General features: G+C 68.6%; 21 protein-coding genes and 1 riboswitch. Of the genes, 15 read left to right on the top strand and 6 right to left on the bottom strand.

Features of this window, described 5'->3' with window-relative positions:
* Window positions 1–37: 37 nt before the first annotated feature.
* Both ACAM51_RS09985 and ACAM51_RS09980 read left to right on the top strand, forming a co-directional pair.
* Complete coding sequence (locus ACAM51_RS09985; protein WP_369643462.1) at window positions 38–538, top strand: hypothetical protein; 501 nt, start codon at window positions 38–40, stop codon at window positions 536–538.
* Window positions 539–770: 232 nt separating this feature from the next.
* The gene (locus ACAM51_RS09980) at window positions 771–1127 is read left to right on the top strand and encodes a hypothetical protein (protein ID WP_218296256.1); all 357 of its coding nucleotides are present in this window, start codon (window positions 771–773) and stop codon (window positions 1125–1127) included.
* A 34-nt stretch (window positions 1128–1161) separates the two neighbouring features.
* Here the strand turns inward: ACAM51_RS09980 and ctlX are convergent, their stop codons facing one another.
* Window positions 1162–2145, bottom strand: coding sequence for a citrulline utilization hydrolase CtlX (gene ctlX / locus ACAM51_RS09975; RefSeq protein WP_218296255.1), 984 nt, complete (start codon window positions 2143–2145; stop codon window positions 1162–1164).
* Window positions 2146–2266: 121 nt separating this feature from the next.
* Here ctlX and ACAM51_RS09970 point away from each other — a divergent pair, with 121 nt between their 5' ends.
* The 3 genes from ACAM51_RS09970 (at window position 2267) to ACAM51_RS09960 (ending at window position 5635) form a co-directional block, all read left to right on the top strand.
* Window positions 2267–2698, top strand: a complete 432-nt coding sequence (locus tag ACAM51_RS09970; RefSeq protein WP_218296254.1) for an Lrp/AsnC family transcriptional regulator — start codon at window positions 2267–2269, stop codon at window positions 2696–2698.
* Window positions 2699–2866: 168 nt separating this feature from the next.
* Window positions 2867–3829, top strand: coding sequence for a tripartite tricarboxylate transporter substrate binding protein (locus ACAM51_RS09965; protein ID WP_218296253.1), 963 nt, complete (start codon window positions 2867–2869; stop codon window positions 3827–3829).
* Window positions 3830–4123: 294 nt separating this feature from the next.
* A complete protein-coding gene (locus ACAM51_RS09960; protein ID WP_369643461.1) occupies window positions 4124–5635 on the top strand; it encodes an NYN domain-containing protein in 1512 nt (503 codons plus the stop codon).
* A 219-nt stretch (window positions 5636–5854) separates the two neighbouring features.
* On the opposite strand, the gene ACAM51_RS09955 is transcribed toward ACAM51_RS09960, so the two are convergent.
* On the bottom strand, window positions 5855–6712 hold the full coding sequence (locus ACAM51_RS09955) for an HAD family hydrolase (protein ID WP_369643460.1): 858 nt from the start codon (window positions 6710–6712) through the stop codon (window positions 5855–5857).
* A gap of 78 nt (window positions 6713–6790) precedes the next feature.
* On the opposite strand from ACAM51_RS09955, the gene ACAM51_RS09950 reads away from it, so the two are divergent.
* Entirely contained in the window at window positions 6791–7147 is a 357-nt protein-coding gene (locus ACAM51_RS09950) for a hypothetical protein (RefSeq protein WP_369643459.1), read from the top strand.
* A 19-nt stretch (window positions 7148–7166) separates the two neighbouring features.
* Here ACAM51_RS09950 and ACAM51_RS09945 read toward each other — a convergent pair whose 3' ends face one another.
* From ACAM51_RS09945 to ACAM51_RS09935, 3 genes are all read right to left on the bottom strand, one after another.
* Window positions 7167–8795: a peptide chain release factor 3 gene (locus ACAM51_RS09945; RefSeq protein ID WP_218296249.1), complete on the bottom strand. Its 1629-nt coding sequence runs from the start codon at window positions 8793–8795 to the stop codon at window positions 7167–7169.
* 147 nt (window positions 8796–8942) lie between these two features.
* Window positions 8943–9725: an SDR family oxidoreductase gene (locus tag ACAM51_RS09940; RefSeq protein WP_218339864.1), complete on the bottom strand. Its 783-nt coding sequence runs from the start codon at window positions 9723–9725 to the stop codon at window positions 8943–8945.
* A gap of 83 nt (window positions 9726–9808) precedes the next feature.
* Entirely contained in the window at window positions 9809–10471 is a 663-nt protein-coding gene (locus ACAM51_RS09935) for a TetR/AcrR family transcriptional regulator (RefSeq protein ID WP_369643458.1), read from the bottom strand.
* A 78-nt stretch (window positions 10472–10549) separates the two neighbouring features.
* On the opposite strand from ACAM51_RS09935, the gene ACAM51_RS09930 reads away from it, so the two are divergent.
* The 5 genes from ACAM51_RS09930 to ACAM51_RS09910 all read left to right on the top strand — a co-directional run bounded on the left by ACAM51_RS09930 (window position 10550) and on the right by ACAM51_RS09910 (window position 15850).
* Entirely contained in the window at window positions 10550–11647 is a 1098-nt protein-coding gene (locus ACAM51_RS09930) for a DUF2855 family protein (protein WP_369643457.1), read from the top strand.
* Window positions 11648–11709: 62 nt separating this feature from the next.
* Window positions 11710–11789, top strand: a riboswitch (S-adenosyl-L-homocysteine riboswitch).
* Between the two features lie 74 nt (window positions 11790–11863).
* Window positions 11864–13297: an adenosylhomocysteinase gene (ahcY, locus tag ACAM51_RS09925; RefSeq protein ID WP_369643456.1), complete on the top strand. Its 1434-nt coding sequence runs from the start codon at window positions 11864–11866 to the stop codon at window positions 13295–13297.
* Window positions 13298–13410: 113 nt separating this feature from the next.
* Entirely contained in the window at window positions 13411–14409 is a 999-nt protein-coding gene (locus ACAM51_RS09920) for a TlyA family RNA methyltransferase (RefSeq protein ID WP_369643455.1), read from the top strand.
* Window positions 14406–15257: a methylenetetrahydrofolate reductase [NAD(P)H] gene (gene metF, locus ACAM51_RS09915; RefSeq protein ID WP_218296243.1), complete on the top strand. Its 852-nt coding sequence runs from the start codon at window positions 14406–14408 to the stop codon at window positions 15255–15257. Before ACAM51_RS09920 ends, metF begins: the two co-directional genes overlap by 4 nt.
* Window positions 15257–15850: a septal ring lytic transglycosylase RlpA family protein gene (locus tag ACAM51_RS09910; RefSeq protein ID WP_369643454.1), complete on the top strand. Its 594-nt coding sequence runs from the start codon at window positions 15257–15259 to the stop codon at window positions 15848–15850. The genes metF and ACAM51_RS09910 overlap by 1 nt, the downstream gene beginning before the upstream one ends.
* Before the next feature lie 9 nt (window positions 15851–15859).
* Here ACAM51_RS09910 and ACAM51_RS09905 read toward each other — a convergent pair whose 3' ends face one another.
* Window positions 15860–16747, bottom strand: a complete 888-nt coding sequence (locus tag ACAM51_RS09905; RefSeq protein ID WP_218296241.1) for a 23S rRNA (adenine(2030)-N(6))-methyltransferase RlmJ — start codon at window positions 16745–16747, stop codon at window positions 15860–15862.
* A 306-nt stretch (window positions 16748–17053) separates the two neighbouring features.
* On the opposite strand from ACAM51_RS09905, the gene ACAM51_RS09900 reads away from it, so the two are divergent.
* The 4 genes from ACAM51_RS09900 (at window position 17054) to ACAM51_RS09885 (ending at window position 20918) form a co-directional block, all read left to right on the top strand.
* On the top strand, window positions 17054–19012 hold the full coding sequence (locus tag ACAM51_RS09900) for a serine/threonine protein kinase (protein ID WP_369643453.1): 1959 nt from the start codon (window positions 17054–17056) through the stop codon (window positions 19010–19012).
* A 194-nt stretch (window positions 19013–19206) separates the two neighbouring features.
* Window positions 19207–19638 (top strand): 50S ribosomal protein L13, encoded by a 432-nt coding sequence (rplM, locus tag ACAM51_RS09895; protein WP_008907237.1) that lies wholly within the window; start codon window positions 19207–19209, stop codon window positions 19636–19638.
* Between the two features lie 11 nt (window positions 19639–19649).
* Complete coding sequence (gene rpsI / locus ACAM51_RS09890) at window positions 19650–20042, top strand: 30S ribosomal protein S9 (RefSeq protein ID WP_005798582.1); 393 nt, start codon at window positions 19650–19652, stop codon at window positions 20040–20042.
* Window positions 20043–20207: 165 nt separating this feature from the next.
* Window positions 20208–20918, top strand: coding sequence for a DUF6776 family protein (locus ACAM51_RS09885; RefSeq protein ID WP_218296239.1), 711 nt, complete (start codon window positions 20208–20210; stop codon window positions 20916–20918).
* The last annotated feature ends 167 nt before the right edge of the window (window positions 20919–21085 follow it).

Genomic DNA, 21085 nt, shown 5'->3' with positions numbered 1-21085 from the left:
CCCGCACATCTCCACCAACTCCTACGGACCCATCACCATGAAATCACTGCTCAAGACCTGCGCTGCCCTTGCAGCCACCTCCGTTCTGCTGGTCGCCTGCGGCGGCGGCAATGACGACGATCCGACGCCCAGCAATGAGCCCGGCGTGCTCACCGTGAGCAGCGCCACCCTGGACGGCCTCAACGGCGTGTATGGCAACGGCACGCTGAACCTCACGGACGTGGACAAGGAAAACCCTGTCGGTTCCGTGCCCGAGCTGTGCGCCTTCCGCTTCGACGGTGCCAACAAGGTGGGATCGTCGGCCACGGCCTTTGGCGACATCCGCTACCGCCCCGACGCCACCGGCCTGCACCAGGTGTTCCTGACCTTCGACGGCAAGGAATACGCGAGCGGCGAGCCCACCGACACGGCCGTGGTGCGCGAGAGCAACCAGGTGCGCTTCACCGGCAAGACGCTCACCGCCACCGACGGCTCCAGCGCCACGCTGCGTGTCTCGGGCATAGTCCCCATGCGCCCGAACCGCCCGCTGGGATGCTGATGCGGCCTTGCTGATTCCGGGGCAGCTCGCTCCCCCTTGCTTGTCTCCCTCTCCCGGTCCTCTCGACCGGTTCAGCCCCCGTGGCCCCGGCCGCGCGGGGCTTTTTTGCGTGCATGCCCCTGCGGCCGGCCTGCGGGCGCGCCACGCGCCCATGCGTGCATGGCGCCACAATGCAGGCCTGAGCGCTGCGGCCCGAGGCCGCTGCGCGCGGTCCATTCGATCCGCTTTCTCCATGCCCGCACAATCCCCTGGTCCGCACGCCGTGGTGTGGCTGCACACCCAGGCACCGCCCAAGCCCCCGGAAGGCGCGCCCTGCAATGGCTGCGGGCTGTGCTGCCTGGCGGAGCCCTGCCCGCTGGGCATGCTGGTGTCGCGGCGCCGCACGGGGCCGTGCACGGCCCTGCGCTGGAGCGATGCCGACCAGCGCTACTGGTGCGGCATGGTGGCCGACCCCGGCGGCGTGACCGGCCTGGCCCACCCCTGGGCCGTGCGCGCGCTGTCGGCGCTGGCGCGGCGCTGGATCGCCTCGGGCGTGGGGTGCGATGCGCGGCTGCACACGCAGGCGTTGCCGCCGCCTTCCCGGGATTGAGTTTGCTATTGAATATATAGCGCGCCGCGCTTGTTCATCCGGCGCTGGTGGCCATTTCGATGTGAATTCCCGTGGGTGCGGGGGCATGGCGCCGCGCCAGATGGATGCCCGCCAGCATGCAGCGCACCGAGCCCCCGGCCAGTTCGATGGTGGGCACGGCCAGCGGCAGCAGGCGGGCGCTGCGCTCGATCACGGCCTTTTGCGCGGGCGCCAGGCTGGCCGCCGCGCGCGACGACAGGGCCAGCACGCGGCCCTGGGCGCCCGTGAGTTCCAGCGCGTTGCCTGCGAAGTCGGCGATCTGCGCCGCGCTCAGTTCGATCACCTCGCGCCCGGTTTCGCGCAGGCGCTCGCGCACGGCCTCGCGCCGCGCCGGGTCGGTGATCATGTGGAACCCGCCCAGCGCGAAATCGGTGCCCACGCAGAGCATCACGTTGGTGTGGTAGCAGGGCTGGCCCCGCGCGTCGGCGGTGGCGAACACCATGGGCTCGTAGTTGAAGTGGGTGCAAAAGCGCTCCAGGGCCACGGGGTCGGCGCGGTTCGACTGCGCGGTGTAGGCGACCCGGGAGATGTGGTCGAGCACCATGGCGCCCGTGCCTTCGAGGAACATGCCGTCGGCCTCGAGACCCGAGTAGTCGATCACGTCCTGCACGCGGTACTCGGCCTTGAGCAGGTCCAGCACGTCGCTGCGGCGCTCGCGCCGGCGGCTCGCGGCGTACATCGGGTACACGGCCACGTGCCCGCCCGCGTGGGTGGAGAACCAGTTGTTGGGAAACACGGCGTCCGGCGCGTGGCGCTCGCCCCGGTCCTCGAACAGGTGCACGCGCACGCCCGCGGCTTCGAGCCGCGCGGCGGCCTGCGTGACTTCGGCATGGGCTTGGAGCGCCGTCTCTGCCGCGGTGGCGTTCCACGGCCGGGTTTGGAAGGCGTTGTCGTGCGCGGTTTCCGGGTTGGGGTGAAAGTGGTGCGGGCGCACCATCACGACGGCGCGGGGGGCCTGGGCGGAAGCAGGTGTGGGCATGGCGGTGGATGGTGCAAGGAAGGGGGTGGGAGAATTTTGCTGGCAGCCCACGCCAACCAATAGCCTTAGAACTGGTCAAAATGCTGCAAAATCTGCCACTCTGATAGCAACGAGGCCCACTATGAACAGGCTGGACGACACCGACCGGGAAATCCTCAGCATCCTGCGCGCCGACGCGCGCACCCCCGTGGCCACCCTCGCGCAGAAGCTGCGCGTATCGCGCGGCACGGTGCAGAACCGGCTGCACAAGATGGAGGAGGGCGGCGTGATCGTGGGCTACACCGTGCGCCTGCGGCCGGATTCCGAACCGCAGCGCATCCGCGCGTGGATGAGCATCGCGGTGGAGGGCAACGCCGCGCCCGAGGTGATCCGCGCGCTGCGCGGCGAGCCCATGGTGGGCACGCTGCACACCACCAACGGCCGCTGGGACATCGTGGCCGAGGTGCGCGCCGAGAGCCTGGAGGCGTTCGACGCGGCGCTGGGCCGCATCCGCCTCACGCCCGGCATCGCCAACACCGAGACCAGCATCCTGCTGTCCACCTACAAGGCTTGAACCCCGCGGTTGGCGGACAGCCCCTTCCGGCCCATGCTCGCCCCACCGGCGCGGCGCGGGCGAGCGGTGCCGCGTTGGCGACAGCGGCTAGGGGGTTTCCGCATGCCCTGGCCGCCGTGGCTGCAGTCCAATGAAGGGGTCTTCGTTTTGCCTTTTCAGGAGCCCTCCATGCAACGCCGCCAGATCATCCAATGGGGAGCCGCCAGCCTCGCCGCCCCCGCATTCCTGGCTCAGGCCCAGAGCTTTCCCAACAAGCCCATCAAGCTCGTGATCGCCTTCCCGGCGGGCGGTCCCACCGACATCACCATGCGCTCCCTGGCCGACAACGCCAGCAAGATCCTGGGCCAGCCCGTGATCGTGGAGAACAAGCCGGGCGCCGGCGGCACGCTGCCCGCGCAGGCGCTGCAATCGGCCGCTGCCGATGGCTACACGGTGGCGCAGATCCCGCTCGGGGTGTTCCGCCTGCCCTACACCACCAAGATCAACTGGGACCCGGTCAAGGACATCAGCTACGTGCTGAACGTCACGGGCTATGCGTTCGGCCTGGTGGTACCCGCCGACTCGCCGCTCAAGACCTGGACGCACTTCGTCGCCTGGGCCAAGGCCAACCCCGGCAAGCTCAGCTACGGCTCCACCGGCACCATGACCAGCCCGCACCTGACCATGGAGCTCATCGCGCAGCAGCTGGGCATCGAGCTGCTGCACGTGCCCTACAAGGGCAGCGCCGACCTCATGCAGTCCATCCTGGGCGGGCAGATCATGGCGGCGGCCGACTCCACCGGTTTTGCGCCGCAGGTCGAGGCCGGCAAGCTGCGCGTGCTCAACACCTGGGGCGCCGAGCGCCTGGCCAAGTTCCCCGATGCGCCCACGCTCAAGGAGCTGGGCCTGAACCTGGTGCAGAACTCGCCCTTTGGCATCGGCGCGCCCAAGGGCACGCCCGATGCGGTGGTCAAGCGCCTGCACGACGCGTTCAAGCAGGCCATGGAGCAGGAAAGCTACCGCACGGCCCTGGCCCGCTACGACATGGTGCCGATGTACATGAGCACGGCGGCGTACAAGAAATTCGCGCAGGACACCTTCACGCGCGAGAAGGCGCTGGTCGAGAAACTGGGCCTGGCAAAGCCGAGTTGAAGTGAGCTCCCCCTGAGCGGCTGCGCCGCTTCCCCCTCTCTCGCTGCGCTGCGCTGGCGGGAGGGGGACGCCCCCAGCGCACGGAAGTGAAGCGCCGCAAGCGGCTTGGCGGCCCTTGCGCGGGGGGCACGAGCCTGGGGCGCGCCAGTTGCGACGTTCGCTGGCGAGCCGTTCGCAGCGGACAATGCCCGTTGACCACGCTCATGCACCATGGCGCGGCGGGTTCTCATGAAGGGCCCGGGGCGTTCCGTGTGATGATCCGTCCCAACATTGAACGGAACACCGCGAGCATTTATGGCATCCCCCTCCGACAGCATCAGCATGGCCCTGTTTTGCGACTTTGAAAACGTCGCCCTGGGCGTGCGCGATGCGCAGTACGAAAAGTTCGACATCAAGCCCGTGTTGGAGCGCCTGCTCCTCAAGGGCTCCATCGTGGTCAAGAAGGCCTATTGCGACTGGGAGCGCTACAAGGGCTTCAAGGCGACCATGCACGAGGCGAATTTCGAGCTGATCGAGATCCCCCATGTGCGCCAGTCGGGCAAGAACTCGGCCGACATCCGCCTGGTGGTGGACGCGCTGGACCTGTGCTACACCAAGTCGCACGTCAACACCTTCGTCATCATCAGCGGCGACTCGGATTTTTCGCCGCTGGTGTCCAAGCTGCGCGAGAACAACAAGCAGGTCATCGGCGTGGGCGTGAAGCAGTCCACGTCCGACCTGCTGATCGCCAACTGCGACGAATTCATCTTCTACGACGACCTCGTGCGCGAGAAGCAGCGCGCGCTGGCCCGGCGCCAGCCCCCCGGCGCGGCACCCGCACCGCGCCGGTCCCCCGAGGAAGAGCGCCATCGCAAGGAAAGCCAGGAGGTGCGCCGCGCCCAGGGCGTCGAGCTGGCGGTGGAGACCTTCGAGGCCCTGACCTCCGAGCGTGGCGACAGCGGCAAGATCTGGGCCTCGGTGCTCAAGGAAGCCATCAAGCGCCGCAAGCCCGATTTCAGCGAGGGCTACTACGGCTTTCGCACCTTTGGCAACCTGCTCGAAGAAGCGCAGGCGCGGGGGCTGCTGGAGTTCGGGCGCGACGAGAAATCGGGCGCGTATGTGTTCCGTGGCCACGGTCCCGCGGCCACGGGGGCCGAGCCCGCGGGCCGAGCCGACGCGCCCGCCGAGCGGCAGGGCGGGGCGGGGTACTTCCGCCATGATTTCCATGCGGTCGCGTCGGTGCCGGAGGCATCCGCTGGCGGCAGCGAGGGCGGTGGGCGTGGCGGTCGTTCGCGCGGGCGCCGGGGCGATGCCGCTGCGCGCGCCGGGGCGGTGCCGCCGGATGCGCGCCAGGACCTGTCGGCAGAAACCCGTGCCGAGCCGCCGGCTTCCGGCGCGCGCGACGATGCGCTGCCGGAGCGCCCGGCGGGCAGCTACTTTCGCCCGCAGCTGCCGGCGCCCGTGACGGCCCAGGCGCAATTCGGCCATGAGACGGCGCAGGGCGAGGACCTCGCGGACGAGGAACCCGTGCACGTGCCCGTGCAGGCGCCCGTGGCGGCGGCGGCGGAAGGGACCGCGAGCGATGCGCTGCCCGATGCCCCTGCGCCGGCACCCGCGCCCCGCAGCCGCCGCCCGGCATCCACCCCGCGCAAGAGCAGCGGCGGGCGCAAGGCCGGCGCGGCGGGCGCCGCAGCGCAGGCCGATGCCGGGGCCCCGGCCGCGCCATCATCCAAGGCGGCGGCCCCTGCGGCCGCGCCCGCCAAGGCAGCGGCAACCCGCGCGCGCAAACCGCGCGGGGCGGGCAAGCCGCCCCAGCCCGCCGAATAGGCCTGCGACGCTTGCCAAGCCTGCCAAAGTTGCCACGGAGCCGCCGGGCCGTGCAGCAGCGCATGCCGACGCGGCACGGCGCCCGGGCGCCTTGCGGCGCGGCCTTCGGTACATGTCCTGGCGCGCCGCCTGCCCGCGCACCCGCGTGGGGTCGGGTGGTTAATTTGCTATAAAATATATAGCTATTGGCGCTTGCCTATCAAGCGCCAGGCGGTGTTTTCATTCAAGCCCAGGGGTGGCTCGCTGGGCGCTCGGCGCTTGGCCGCGCCCGTGGCCCGACAGGATGGCCCGCGCCACCTCGGCAAACCCCGCGCCGCGTTCGCCCTTTGTCACATAGCGTGGCAGGTGCCGCAGCTGCGGCACAAAGCGCGCGATGTTGGCCACGCCCACGCTGTGGGTGAAGTGTTCGAACATCGCCTGGTCGTTGCCCGAATCGCCCACGAACACCCAGCGGTCCAGCTCCTGCGCCAGGTCCCGGCCCCACAGCGCGCGCACGATCCAGTTCGCGCCCTGCCACTTGTTGAAATCACCGAAGCAGCCGTGGATGTGGATGCTGCTCACCGTGGTCTGCATGCCCACGCGCTGCAGCACGGCCAGCACCCGCTGCACGGTGTCGGGCGTATGCCGGGCGAACTCGGCGTAGTCGAACGCGATGTCCGTCTCGCGCCCCGCGCTGTCGCTGCTCAAGTCCACGCCGGGCACTTCGGCCGCCACCAGGGCCGCGATCTCGCGCATGCGCGCCTGGTTGGCGCTGCGCGTGGCGGCGTCCTGCTGGTAGCGCTTGGCCAGCGGCCGCCCGGAGCCCGGGGCCCGCGCAAACGCCACGGCACCGTTCTCCGCCACCATCGCATCCACGGGCCAGGCCGCGCCCGCGCCTGCGGCCATGAAGGGCTCGCACCAGCCGATCGGCCGGCCGGTGATGGGGATGACCACGAGGCCCGCCGCCTTCAGGTCGGCCAGCGCCTGCAGCGCGTCGGGCGTGATGGCGCCCTCGGTGGTCAGGGTGTCGTCGATGTCGGTGAAAACGCCCACCAGGTCGCGGCGGGCCTCCGGGGGCCAAAGGTTCAGGGCTTGCATGCGGTATGTCGTTATGCTGCGGCTCTTGCGCAAGAGAGCGCCATTGTCCGGGAGATAGTTGTCGTGCAGCGTGGGGCCTTGATCTTCTTCTTCATGTGGGCGGGGTGCTGCGCTGCGGCCCCCGCCATGGCGCGGGCGCACGGCGATTCAGCGGCCGTCTGCCAGCGCGCGGCCGGCAAGCTCGATGGTCTGGTCCCGGAGTGGCGCGACCTCGTCGTGGAGTTCAAGGCCGAAGCCAGGAACCCGTCCGTGCTGGCCCTGGCCGAAGAGCACCGCCAGGGCCGCCTGAAGGCCAGCTTCCTGCACCACTGCCAGCGCGAGTGGGGCGCCCACCACGCCACCTTCGTGTGCTTCAGCGGGTCGGTCACGGCGCTGGGGCTGGCGCTGTGCCTGCAGACGGACACCAATCCCCATGGGTGGGAGTACCGGCCCTGAGGCCGCCCCGCAAAGCCGCTCAGCCCGCCTTCTGCAGGGCCAGGCCCGCATGCTCGCGCAGCGGGTGGAAGTGGATCTTGGGAAACCGCTCCTGCGCCAGGCGCACGTCATAGGGGCTGGTGCACAGGTAGGCCAGCGTATCGGCCGCGTCGTGCGCCAGGCGCAGCGGGTAGGCGTCCGTGAAGGCGCGCAGGTCGGCCGCGTTGTCGGCCGTGATCCAGCGGGCGCCCGTGTACTGGCAGCCTTCCAGGCGCACGTCGGCGTCGTACTCGGCCTTCAGGCGGTGCTGCACCACCTCGAACTGCAGCTGGCCCACGGCGCCCAGCAGCATGTTGCCGCCGGCGTCGGGCTTGAAGACCTGGATCGCGCCTTCCTCGCCCAGCTGGGCCAGGCCCTGCTGCAGCTGCTTGGTGCGCAGGGGGTTCTTGAGCACCACGGTCATGAACATCTCGGGCGCGAAGAACGGCAGGCCGGTGAACTGCAGGTTGGCGCCGTCGGTGATGGTGTCCCCGAGCTGCACGCCGCCGTGGGTGGTGAAGCCGATGATGTCGCCCGCGTAGGCTTCTTCCACCGCCTCGCGGCGCTGGCTCATGAAGGTCACCACGCTGGTGGGGCGCAGTTCCTTGGCGGTGCGCTGCACCTTGAGCTTCATGCCCGGCATGTACTTGCCCGAGGCCACGCGCACGAAGGCGATGCGGTCGCGGTGGTTGGCGTCCATGTTGGCCTGCACCTTGAAGACCACGCCGGCGAAGCCCTCGTCCTCGGGCTGGATGGTCTTGACCACGGGCTGCTTGTTGACCTCGAGCGTGCTCACGCGCGGGCCGGGCGGCGGGGCCATGTCCACCAGGGCGTCGAGCACTTCCATCACCCCGAAGTTGTTCACCCCCGAGCCGAAGAACACGGGCGTGAGCTTGCCGGCCAGGAAGGCCTCGTGGTCCCAGGCGGGCGATGCGCCCACGGCCAGTTCCATGCTCTCCAGCGCCGCATCGAACTCGGCGCCGAAGCGCGCACGCAGCGTGGCCTCGTCGGACAGCGGGATGGCCTCGAAGTCCTGCGGGCGGCGCTCGCTGCCGGACTCGAACACCGTCATCGTCTGGGTGCGCAGGTTGATGATGCCGCCGAAGGCCTTGCCCTGGCCCACGGGCCAGGTCATGGGGCAGCAGGGCATGCCCAGTTCGCGCTCGACCTCGTCCATGATGTCCAGCGGGTCGCGCACCTCGCGGTCCATCTTGTTCACGAAGGTGATGATGGGCGTGTCGCGCTGGCGGCAAACCTCGATCAGGCGGCGTGTCTGCGCTTCCACGCCGTTGGCCGCGTCGATCACCATCAGCGCCGAATCGACGGCGGTGAGCACGCGGTAGGTGTCTTCCGAGAAGTCCTTGTGGCCGGGCGTGTCGAGCAGGTTGATCACGTGTTCGCGGTACAGCATCTGCATCACCGACGAGGCCACCGAGATGCCGCGCTGCTTTTCGATCTCCATCCAGTCCGAGGTGGCATGGCGGCTGGCCTTGCGGCCCTTGACGGCACCGGCGATCTGGATCGCGCCCGAGAACAGCAGCAGCTTTTCCGTCAGCGTCGTCTTACCGGCGTCGGGGTGGGAAATGATGGCAAAGGTGCGGCGGCGCCGGGTTTCTGAGGCGTAGGACACAAGGGGGGTTCCAGAAGGGGGTCAGGGCGCGCTGCGGCAGGACTCTGCGGCAGTCGGCGCGGCAGGCGCAGCGGCGCCCGGAAGCGGCGATTTTACCGGCGCCCGCTGCGAACCCTCTTCCGGCAGTTATTCAACGCCCGTTTCCGTTCAGCTGGCCTGTGCCTGCGCCTGGGCGTGCCGGGCATACATCTTCTGCATGCCGCCCAGCCAGCGCTCGTAGTCCTGGCCCTTGTTGCGGAAATACTGGGCCACTTCGGGGTGGGGCAGCACCAGGAAGCGCCCGTCCTGCATGGCGGCCAGCACGTCGCCCGCCACCTGTTCGGGCGGCAGGATGCCGTCGTGCGAGGCCGAACCGCCATCGCCCGTCACCATGGCGGTCTGCACCGACTGCGGGCACAGGCAGGCCACACCCACGCCCTTGCGGCCATAGGCGATGCGCAGCCACTCGGCGAAGGCCACGGCGGCATGCTTGGTGACGGCGTAGGGGGCGGACTCGACGATGGTCAGCAGCCCGGCCGCCGAGGCCGTGACGAGGAAGAAGCCCTCGCCGCGCTCCACCATCTCGGGCACCACGGCGCGTGCGGCCCACACGTGGGCCATGCCGTGGATGTTCCACATGGCGTCCCACAGTGGGTCCTCGAGTTCGATGCCGCCCGGGCGGCCCAGGATGCCGGCGTTGGAGATGTAGGCATCGACCCGGCCGTAGCGCTCGCGCGTGGTGGCCACCAGCGCCTGGATGTCGGCCTCCTTGGACACATCGCAGCGCACGGCCAGGCCACCGATCTCGTCGGCCACGGCCTGCGCGGGCGCGAGGTGCAGGTCGGCCACGACCACGGCGCGGGCGCCTTCCTGCGCAAAACGCCGCGCGATGCTGCGGCCGATGCCGCTGGCGCCGCCGGTGACGATGATGACCTTGTCCTTGGGGTCCATGCAGTGCTCCGTCTGTGTTTTTTGGTGAGGGCGCCAGTGTCGGGCGGCCCGCGGGGCAAGGCAGCCGCGCAGGTGACAGGGCTTCAGCCCGGCGCGCTGGCGGCCTGCAGGATGGCGGCGCAGCACAGTTGCTCCACACCGTCGGCCCACTGCCGCATGGCGGCGGGATCGAGCTGCAGCAGCAGCGCATAGCGCCGCCCACCCCAGGCCGAGAGGTGCAGCGCCTGCAGCAGTGCTTGCCCGGGCGGGCGGGGCAGGTCGGTGCAGGCGGCAATCACCCGGCCCCAGGCGGCGGCCAGCTCTTCGTGCACGCGGCGGTGGTGCCGGGGCTCGGCCATCTGCGCCTCCAGCGCCAGCATGTCGGGGTGGAAGGGCGGCAGCCCCGGTGCGTCCACGCCGCACACCAGGCGCACGAGATGGTGGATGCGCTGCGTCCATGGCAGGCCCTCGGGCTGCACGGCCTCGCGGTCGATGGCGGCGAGCAGGGCCTCGACGCAGTGGCGCACATAGCCCGACAGCAGCGCTGTCTTGTTGGGGAAATAGTCGTACAGCGTGCCGACGGAAATGCCGGTTTCCAGCGCCACGTTGCGCGTGGTGAGCTTGTCCCAGCCGTCGCGTTGCCAAATCCGAACAAAGGCGTCGTAGATGGCCTGCACCGTGAAGCGCGCCCGGGCCTGGCGGGGGCGCTTGAGCGGCCTGGGGGCCGCGCTGGAGCTGGCGGCAAGGGGCTTGCGCGGCGGGTTCACCGGTTTCCGAACCCACGCGGCGGCAGGGCGCCATACAGTGCCCTGAGTGTTTTTTCACCCTTGAAACGGAGACTTTCCATGACGCTGCTCACCCGCCTGTTGACCGACAGGAATGCATTGAATCACACCCGCACCGAGGAGCTCCCCCTTGCTCCACTGCAGCCCGGCGAGGCACTGCTGCGCGTGGACCGCGTGGCGGTGACCACGAACAACATCACCTACGCCGCCTTTGGCGACGCGATGAAGTACTGGGACTTTTTCCCCACGGGCGAAGCGGGCTGGGGCCACATGCCCGTGTGGGGCTTTGCCGACGTGGTGGCCTCCGGCGTGCAGGGCGTGGCCGTGGGCGAGCGCTTCTACGGCTACTGGCCCATTGCGAGCCATGTGCGCATGGCGCCGGTGCGCGTGACGGCCCGGGGCTTCTACGACGGCGCGGAGCACCGCCAGTCGCTCACCTCGGCCTACAACCAGTACACGCGCACCAGCGCCGACCCGGCATACCGGGCAGGCGATGAAAACTACCAGATGCTGGTGCGGCCGCTGTTCATCACGTCGTTCATGCTGGCGGACTTCCTGCAGGACAACGGATTTTTCGGCGCGCGGCGGCTGCTGTTCTCCAGCGCATCGAGCAAGACGGCCTACGGCACCGCGTTCTGCCTGGAGGGGCCCGGGCAGATCGAGCGCGTGGGGCTCACCGCGCCGCGCAACAGTGCCTTCGTGCAGGGCCTTGGCTGCTACCAGCGCACGGTGGCGTATGGCGAGCTGGAGGCCCTGGATGCCGGTGTGCCCACGCTGTATGTCGATTTCTCGGGCGACGAGGATCTGCGCTCGCGCGTGCACCACCACCTGGGCGATGCCCTGGTGTACGACTGCTATGCGGGGTCGGCGCAGAACACGCACTTCCTGCGCGACACGGCCCTGCCGGGGCCCGCGCCCGTGTTCTATTTCGCGCCGGTGCAGATCAGGAAGCGCAATGCGGACTGGGGCCCCGAGGTGGTCAACCAGAAGTTCAATGCCGCCCAGCGCGCGTTCATCGACCGCGTCGGCAGCGCGCACCAGCCCTGGATGCGGGTGCGCGAACACCAGGGTTTCGCGGCGGCGCAGGCCCTGGTCGAAGACCTGCATGCGGGCCGCATCGATCCGCAGGAAGGCCACGTGGTCGTGCTGGCGCCGTAGCGCGGCCCAAGGCATCGAGGCGGGGCGCTCCCTCGCCTCCCGCACTTGCTTTTATAATCCGCCGATCCGAGGAGCGTTGCAGCGTCCCCAGCACTGGCGGGGCGTGAGGCTCGGAGTCATCTAGCAACGACGCTCATCCACTTCTCGTGTGGTGAGCTTTCCGTCTCATCCCCGCGCTGAATGTGGTCTTTCAAACATGCTTTGGAGCACACCATCATGAACGCACGCGTCAACGCCCCGGTCAACACCGACTGCATCATTGCCGACATCGGCCTGGCCGCCTGGGGCCGTAAAGAGATCCGCATCGCCGAAACGGAGATGCCCGGCCTGATGGCCATCCGCGAGGAATTCGCCGCCAAGCAGGCGCTCAAGGGCGCCCGCATCACCGGCAGCCTGCACATGACGATCCAGACCGCCGTGCTGATCGAGACGCTGCAGGCCCTGGGTGCCGAGGTGCGCTGGGCTTCGTGCAACATCTTCTCCACGCAGGACCATGCCGCCGCCGCGATTGCCGCCAGCGGCACGCCCGTGTTCGCCGTGAAGGGCGAGACCCTGGCCGAATACTGGGACTACACCCACCGCATTTTTGACTTCGGCCCCGCCGGCAGCGAAGGCGAAGGCCCCAACCTGATCCTGGACGACGGCGGCGACGCCACGCTGCTGATGCACCTGGGCAAGCGCGCCGAAAAGGACGCATCGCTGATCGCCAACCCCACCAGCGAAGAAGAAACCTGCCTGTTCGCCTCCATCAAGGCCAAGCTGGCCGTGGACCCGACCTGGTACAGCCGCAAGAGCGCGCAGATCATCGGCGTGACCGAAGAGACCACGACCGGCGTGCACCGCTTGAAGGAAATGTCGGCCAAGGGCTCGCTGATGTTCCGCGCGATCAACGTGAACGACTCGGTGACCAAGAGCAAGTTCGACAACCTGTACGGCTGCCGCGAGTCGCTGGTGGACGGCATCAAGCGCGCCACCGACGTGATGATCGCGGGCAAGGTGGCCTGCGTGGCCGGCTACGGCGACGTGGGCAAGGGCTCTGCCCAGGCCCTGCGCGCCCTGAGCGCCCAGGTCTGGGTGACCGAGATCGACCCCATCAACGCCCTGCAGGCCGCGATGGAAGGCTACAAGGTCGTGACGATGGAATACGCCGCCGACAAGGCCGACATCTTCGTGACCACCACCGGCAACAAGGACGTGATCACCCACGACCACATGAAGGCCATGAAGGACCAGGCCATCGTCTGCAACATCGGCCACTTCGACAACGAGATCCAGGTCGCGACGCTTGAGCAGTACGAGTGGGAAGAGATCAAGCCCCAGGTGGACCACGTGATCTTCCCGGACGGCAAGCGCATCATCCTGCTGGCCAAGGGCCGCCTGGTGAACCTGGGCTGCGGCACGGGCCACCCGAGCTTCGTGATGTCGTCGAGCTTCGCCAACCAGACCATCGCCCAGATCGAGCTGTTCACCCACAGCGACTACTACGAGAACGGCAAGGTCTACGTGCTGCCCAAGCACCTCGACGAGAAGGTGGCGCGCCTGCACCTCAAGAAGGTGGGCGCGATGCTGACGGAACTTTCCGACGAGCAGGCCGCCTACATCGGTGTGCCCAAGCAAGGCCCGTACAAGCCCGACACGTACCGCTACTGATCGTGCGGGTGGCTGTTGCTGCTCCTTTTTTGGGAGCGGCCAGCGCTTGTGGATAAAGCGGTAGAAGCCATTTTGGCTACGAAATCCATCGTCGATTGACGAGAGAGTGACGCATGCGCGCAGATGTTTTTTTGGTGGAGTCCGGCCATGCGGCCACGCGTTCGCAGGCACAGCGGCTGATTGCTGCAGGCGTCGAGTGGCGCCTGTCGCCGCTGGCGCCCTGGCAGAAGGTGGCCAAGAACGGCGATGACATCCCGTCCGTGGCCGAGGTGAAGCTGCTGGACGATGCCGAGGCCAAGTACATCTCGCGCGGCGGGCTCAAGCTGGAAGGCGCCTTGCGGGCCACGGGCCTGCCCGTGGCCGGGCTGCGCTGCCTGGATGTGGGGCAGAGCACCGGCGGGTTCACCGATTGCCTGTTGCAGCAGGGCGCGGCGCAGGTCGTCGGCGTGGACGTGGGCCACGGCCAGCTGCACGAGCGGCTGCGCAGCGATCTGCGGGTGGTTTGCGTCGAGGGCGTGAATGCGCGCTCGCTGACCGCCGAGGCGCTGCAGCAGGCGTGCGAGGACGCGCTCTCCGAAGCCGTCGATGTGGACGAGGACAACGAGACCCAGCCCGAGGCGCCCTACAGCTGGATGCGCAACGGCGGGCTAGTGGACGACGCCTACGATGACAGCGGCGACGCCAAGGACCAGGACATCGAAGCCTTCAAGTCCGAGCGTGCGCAGCGTGCCGAGGCGCGCGCGCTGGGCACGCTGCCCGTCCAGCGCCGGCGCCGCGCCGAATGCGCGGGCGTGGACACGACCCCGTTGTTCGACGTGGTGGTGGGCGACCTGTCCTTCATTTCGCTGACCCTGGTGCTGCCTGCCATCGCCGCATTCCTGCGGCCCGACGGCCACCTGCTCATGCTGGTCAAGCCGCAGTTCGAGCTGCAGCCCGGCCAGGTGGGCAAGGGCGGCATCGTGCGCGACGAGGCGCTGTACGCCGTGGTGGAAAAGCGCATCCGTGACTGCTGCGCCGAACTGGGCCTGGCGGTGCACGCCTGGCTGGACAGCCCGATCCAGGGCGGCGACGGCAACCGTGAATTTTTTGTTTATGCGAGGAGGGCCACATGATTGCTGCCAATGCCCAGGGCATCGGTTTCCCGGTGAGCTTCGAGTTTTTCCCGCCCAAGACGCCGGAGGGTGCCGACAAGCTGCGCACCGCGCGCCAGCAGCTGTATGCGCTGCACCCTGATTTCTGTTCGGTGACCTACGGCGCGGGCGGTTCCACGCAGGAGGGCACGTTTGGCACGGTGCGCGAAATCCTGGCCGAGGGGGTCGGCGCAGCCTCGCACTTCTCGTGCATTGGCGCCACGCGCCAGTCCGTGCGCGAGCAGCTCGCCATGCTCAAGGACATGGGCGTCAAGCGCCTGGTCGCGCTGCGCGGCGATCTGCCCAGCGGCTATGGCGCGGGCGGGGAGTTCCACTACGCCAGCGACCTGGTGGCCTTTATCCGTGCGGAGACCGGCCGGGACTTCCATATCGAGGTGGCGGCCTACCCCGAGGTCCACCCCCAGGCCAAGTCGCCCGAGGCGGACCTCAAGGCGTACATCGCCAAGGTGCAGGCCGGAGCGGACTCGGCGATCACCCAGTATTTCTACAACAGCGATGCGTACTTCCGCTTCGTGGAAGACACGCAGCGCCTGGGCGCCGATGTGCCCGTGGTGCCCGGCATCATGCCCATCGGAAGCTCCACCCAGTTGATGCGTTTCTCGGACGCCTGCGGCGCCGAGATTCCCCGCTGGATCCGGCTGCGCCTGCAGTCTTTCGGCGACGACACGGCGAGCATCAAGGCCTTTGGCCTGGATGTGGTGACCGACCTGTGCGACCGGTTGCGCAGTGCCGGCGTGCCGGCCCTGCACTTCTACACGATGAACCAGAGTGCCGCGACGCTGGAGATCTGTCGCCGGCTGGGGATCTGATGCGCCAGCCGCGCGGCGATGCCGCGGTGACGGGCCCGGTGGAGGGCCGCCGGGCCGCCCTGTGGTGGAAGGTGCTCGGGGTGGTCTGCTGCGGTGTTTCGGTGTGGGGCTGCTCGTCCTGGGGGCGTGCGCAGGGGCTGTCCGCCGAGGCCGACGCACTGGCCCCGCACCTGCTGAGCGTGCCGGGCGAGGCCATGCTGATCGACCCGCCGTCGCGCCCCGGTGGGCGGGAGGATGGCACCGAAAGCCCGCAGGCCCCGCAGCTGCGCCTGCCCGCCGACGAGGTGGGCCTGGCCTCCTGGTACGGCGCGAAGTTCCACAAGCGCCGCACGGCCAGCGGAGAGCCCTTCGACATGAAGGCGCTCACCGCGGCGCATCCCACCTTGCCGTTCGGCTCGCGCGTGTGCGTGCGCAGCCAGGCCACGGGCCGTTCGGTCGTGGTCCGCATCAACGACCGGGGCCCGCACACGGGCAACCGCGTGATCGACCTGAGCCGGGGGGCCGCCGAGGTGCTGGGGATGGTGGGCCTGGGGCTCAAACCCGTGGAGCTTTTTGCGCTGGACGAGGGCGAGCGGGACTGCCCCGCCCCCTGACCGCCGCCGTCAGCCGCCGGATTCGAGCGTGTGCGTGGCGTGCTTGTCTTGCGCCAGCAATTCCACCATCTGCGGCAGCGCGGTCTTCAGCGCCGCCTTCAGGGTGAAGGGCGGGTTGATCAGGAACATGCCGCTGGCCGGCAGGCCGGGGCGCTTGACGTCGCCCGCGGCGTTTTCAGTGAGCTTGCTGTTCTTGACCGTGAGCGTGGCATGCAGCCAGCCCTTGCCGGCCTTGGTGGCCAGCGTCTTGAGGCGGCGCGGCAGGTCGTGGGCTTCCGGGCGCGGGATGATGGGGTACCAGAACGCATAGGTGCCAGTGGCAAAACGCTTGAGCGAGTCGGCGGCCATGTCGAGCACCTTGGCGTAGTCGCTCTTGATTTCATAGCTGGGGTCGCAGAGCACAAGCGCGCGGCGGGCCGGCGGGGGTAGGAATTTTTTGATCCCCTCAAACCCGTCTTCGTGCAGGACGGCCACCTGGCGGCCTGCCTCCAGCTGGGCCACGTTGCCCGCCAGCGCCCGCAGGTCCGTGGGATGCAGCTCGAAGAGCTTGAGCTTGTCGTGGCCGCGCAGCAGGCGCTGGGCGATGAACGGGGAGCCCGGGTACACGCGCAGCGCACTGCCCTGGTTGAAGGCGCGGACCATGTCCACATAGGCCTGCAGGGCGGGCGTGAGGGCGGGCGCGGTGGGTGCAAAAAGCCGGACGATGCCGTCCGCTGCCTCGCCGCTGGTGCTGGCATAGTCGCCATCGAGCCGGTACAGTCCCGCGCCCGCGTGGGTGTCCAGCACGGTCAGTGCCGCGTCTTTCTCGGTAAGGTGTTGCAAGGCGGCGATCAAGACCGTGTGCTTGAGCACATCGGCATGGTTGCCTGCGTGGAAGGCGTGGCGATAACTGAACATGGCCCTATGGTAACGAGTGCGCCCCCGGCGCAGCGCAGTCGATGGGGCCATGGCCCGGCGGCAGGCCCCGGGCGCGCGGTCATGATCCGATGCGAATTTGTCATGGGCCCGGGCGCTGCCTGTCCCCATGGCGCGGCACAATCGGCGCTTGTCTGACCAGGGTGTGTAACTTTTTTGGCAGACCGGAAGCCTTTTGTTTCTGTCATGCATGCTGGCATGCTTCATGATTGCGATGAAAACGGCCTTGGCACCCGTTCGCTCACAATCCCCCGCCGAAGCCCGCATTCACGCCCCATTCTCTTCACCATGATCGCAAGTTCCAGCCAAGCCTCTGCCAGTGGTGTCAGCCATGTGGATGCGCTGCCCCCCGGCACCCGCCTCGCGGAATTCGAGATCCTGGCGCTCCTTGGCGTGGGCGGGTTCGGCATGGTCTACAAGGCCTTCGACCATTCTCTGCACCGGGCGGTGGCGATCAAGGAGTACATGCCTTCGGCGCTGGCGGGCCGTGCGCAGGGCCAGTCGCTGTGGGTGCGGTCGTCGTCCGACCAGCAGACCTTCCATGCCGGGCTGGCGTCTTTCGTGGGAGAGGCGCGCCTGCTGGCCCAGTTCGACCATCCCTCGCTCGTGAAGGTGTTCCGCTTCTGGGAGGCCAACAACACCGCGTACATGGTCATGCCGCTGTACACCGGCATGACGTTCAAGCAGGCCCGCGCCCAGATGCGCACCCCGCCCCCCGAGATCTGGCTGCGCAAGGTGCTGTGGTCGGTGCTCGGCGCCCTGCGGGTGCTGCACGACGGGAAAACCCTGCACCGGGACATTTCGCCCGACAACATCTTCCTGCAGGACAGTGGCCCTCCGGTGCTGCTGGACCTGGGCGCCGCCCGGCATGCGATCAATGACCAGGACCGCAAGCACACGGCCGTGCTCAAGGTGAACTACGCACCCATCGAGCAGTATTCCGATGGCGACGAGGAACTGCGCCAGGGCCCCTGGAGCGACCTGTACTCCCTGGCCGCCGTGGTGCATGGCTGCCTGTGCAACGACACGCCGCTGCCCGCGACCCTGCGTTCCATCCGTGATCGCATGGTGTCGTTCTCCCGGGTGGCAAGAACCGTCAAGCGCCAGTTCGGCGTGGAATATTCCGCGCCCTTCGTGGCGGCGATCGCGCAATCCCTGGCGCTCAAGCCCGAGGACCGGCCGCAGAGCATCGATGCGTTCCTGCAGCTCATGGAGATGACGTCCGCGCCGGAAGGAAGCGAACATTTCGATTTCCGTGCCGATCTGGGCGACATCTGGGTCGAGCCCGCCGACCAGCCCGGCCCGGGCCTGCTCACGCCCACGGTGGATGTGACGTCCGCGGCCAGCAGCGTGGTGGAGATACCGCCCCAGGCGCCGCGCGCCGTGGCGCAGGCGCCCGCCCGCGATGCGCGCGAGGACGACCCCTCCGGGGAGGAGGCCGCGGCCGGCGGCGACACCGTGATGCTCGGGGGGCCGGACACGGTGGCCGCCGAGGCTGGAGACACGGTCTTCATCGACGCCGGGGATACCGTCGTGGCCGACGACTCCCGCTATGACGACCCTGCGGCTGGCAACCGGCACGGGGCCGCCGCGCGGCATGCGCACGATCACCGGCCGCGGCCGATGGAGCGTGAGGTTCCCCGTGCCGCAAGCAAGACGGCCAGAACGGCGCGGCGCTCCCCCGTGGTGGTCTGGCTGGGCGTGGCCGTTTTTGCCGTGGTGGCCTCGGCGGCAGGACTGCGCTGGGCCCAGAGCAGCAAGGCGCCGCACGACGACATCATCACCGAGATGGCCGAGCGGCCGGCTGCCACGCCGCCCGCCCTGGTGGAGACCGCGCTGGCCGACATGGCTGCGAGCGCGCCGGCTGCGGTGGCTTCCCTTGACGGCGCGGCGGGCGCTGCGGTGGCTGCATCCCTGCCTGCGCCTGCCTTTGTTCCGGCCTCCGCGCCGCGCACGCCGCCCCGGACCGCGAAGCGCGCGGCGCCCGAGCCCGCACCCGTGCAGGCCGTGGTGCACGAGGAACCCCCGCCACCGCCGCCCCCGGTCGTGGCCGAGCCCAAGCCTCGCCCGCTGCCGCCGCGCGTGCCCAGCCCGCAGGAGGCCTGTGCCGACGCCAATTTCCTGGCGCGGCCCATGTGCATCCACCAGGAATGCCAGAAGCCATCGCAGGCGGGGCAGGCCGTGTGCGTGGAAAACCGCCGCCGCTACGAGGCCGAGGAGCAGCGCCGCCGCCAGACCCCCAACTGAGGGTGGCCGCCGGGGCCTGGAGCACTGTGCGCACGGGCGGCTTGCGCCCCTGGCACGCAAATTCGTATAATCGAGGGCTTCGCAGCGCTTTGTGGTCCCGCGGCGGAGACATTTTCGCCACCTAAGAGGCTTCCTTCAGAGAAGCACCGACCGTGGAAAAGGACCCGCCAAACCCTCTTCATAAGAGAAAACTCATGACTACTACTTTCAGCGCCAAGCCCGCTGAGGTTGTGCACGAGTGGTTTGTGATTGACGCGACCGACAAGGTCCTCGGACGAGTAGCCAGCGAAGTTGCTCTCCGTTTGCGCGGCAAACACAAGGCCATTTACACGCCTCACGTCGATACCGGTGACTTCATCGTCATCATCAACGCTGCCCAGCTCAAGGTCACCGGCACCAAGTCCCTGGACAAGGTGTACTACCGCCACTCGGGTTACCCCGGCGGCATCACGGCCACGAACTTCCGCGACATGCAAGCCAAGCACCCCGGCCGCGCGCTGGAAAAGGCCGTCAAGGGCATGCTGCCCAAGGGCCCCCTTGGCTACGCGATGATCAAGAAACTCAAGGTGTACGGTGGTGCTGAGCATCCCCACACCGCCCAGCAGCCCAAAGTGCTGGAAATCTAAGGAGCCTTGAGATGATTGGTGAATGGAACAATGGCACCGGCCGTCGCAAGTCCAGCGTCGCCCGCGTGTTTCTGAAAAAAGGCTCCGGCAAGATCACGGTGAACGGCAAGGACATCCAGTCCTACTTCGGCCGCGAAACCTCGATCATGATTGCCAAGCAACCCCTGGCGTTGACCAACCATGTCGAAACCTTCGACATCCAGATCAACGTCCACGGCGGTGGTGAATCCGGCCAGGCCGGCGCTGCCCGCCACGGCATCACCCGCGCCCTGATCGATTACGACGCATCCCTCAAGCCCGTCCTGAGCCAAGCCGGCTTCGTGACGCGCGATGCACGTGAAGTCGAACGTAAGAAGGTCGGCCTGCACTCCGCACGCCGCGCCAAGCAGTTCTCCAAGCGTTAAGCTGGCTGGGCACTGCCGGACACCCGCCCCTGGGCGGATGTCCAACCCCTGCAAAGCGCTCCGTCCTGGATTGCTTTACAGAGCAAAAACCGCCTCCGGGCGGTTTTTTCGTTTAAGGTGCGCTCTTTTCTCCCGGGCCTCCCCGATGACTCCCCTGTTTTCACCATGCGCCTTCGCCTTCTGCGCCGCCGGCTGACGATCAGCGCCCCCCGGGTGGCCATCCGCAGCGCCTTGCCCTGGCCCCTGCGCTGGCTGGCCTTGGCGGTGGTTTTCGGGTTCTGCGCGGCGGTGGCGCTGTGGGCCTTCGAGTTCGGCAAGTCGATCGCGGGCCTGGACTCCGTTTCCCGGGACGAATTGCTCCAGCTGCGCGCGGAGGTGGCCCGCCTGCGCGGCGTGGGCCAGGAGCAGCAGACGGTGGCCCATACGGCCGAGAGCCTGCTCGTGACCGAGCGGGCCGCCAAGGAAAGCCTGATGGCGCAGGTGCGACAGCTCGAGGCGGACAATCGGACGCTGCGCGAGGACCTGGGGTTTTTCGAGAAGCTGATTCCCGCGGCAAAGACCGAAGGGCTCGCGATTCGCAGCCTGCAGGCCGAAGTGCTGGGAGGGATGCAGCTGCGCTGGCAGGTCCTGGTGATCCAGGCCGCGCGCAATGCGCCCGAGTTCAATGGCCGGCTGGAACTGGTGCTGGCAGGCACCCAGGACGGCAAGCCCTGGACGCAGACCCAGCCGGCCCAGGGGCAGCCCCTGCAGGTCAAGCAGTACCGGCGCATCGAGGGGGTCCTCGATCTGCCGCCCAGCGCCGTGGTAAAAACCGTGACCGCCCGCGTGCTGGAAGGCACGACAGTGCGCGCCGTGCAGGCCATGGCCATCGACTAGGAGCACCCCCAAGGCGCACGCGATGGCCCCGGCCAGGCTGTCGTCGTCGAGAGAGGCCACCGCCGCAAGCGCCGGGCCCGCGCAGAGGCCGCGCCGGTACGCCGTGGGCCTGGCATCCCGTTGTTTCCCATCCGCACGCTCCTTTCGGCCGGAGCGTGTCCTTTCAG

The sequence above is a fragment of the Acidovorax sp. A79 genome, from assembly GCF_041154505.1.
GTDB lineage: Bacteria > Pseudomonadota > Gammaproteobacteria > Burkholderiales > Burkholderiaceae_C > Acidovorax.
This window is presented reverse-complemented; position numbering and strand designations above follow the sequence as displayed.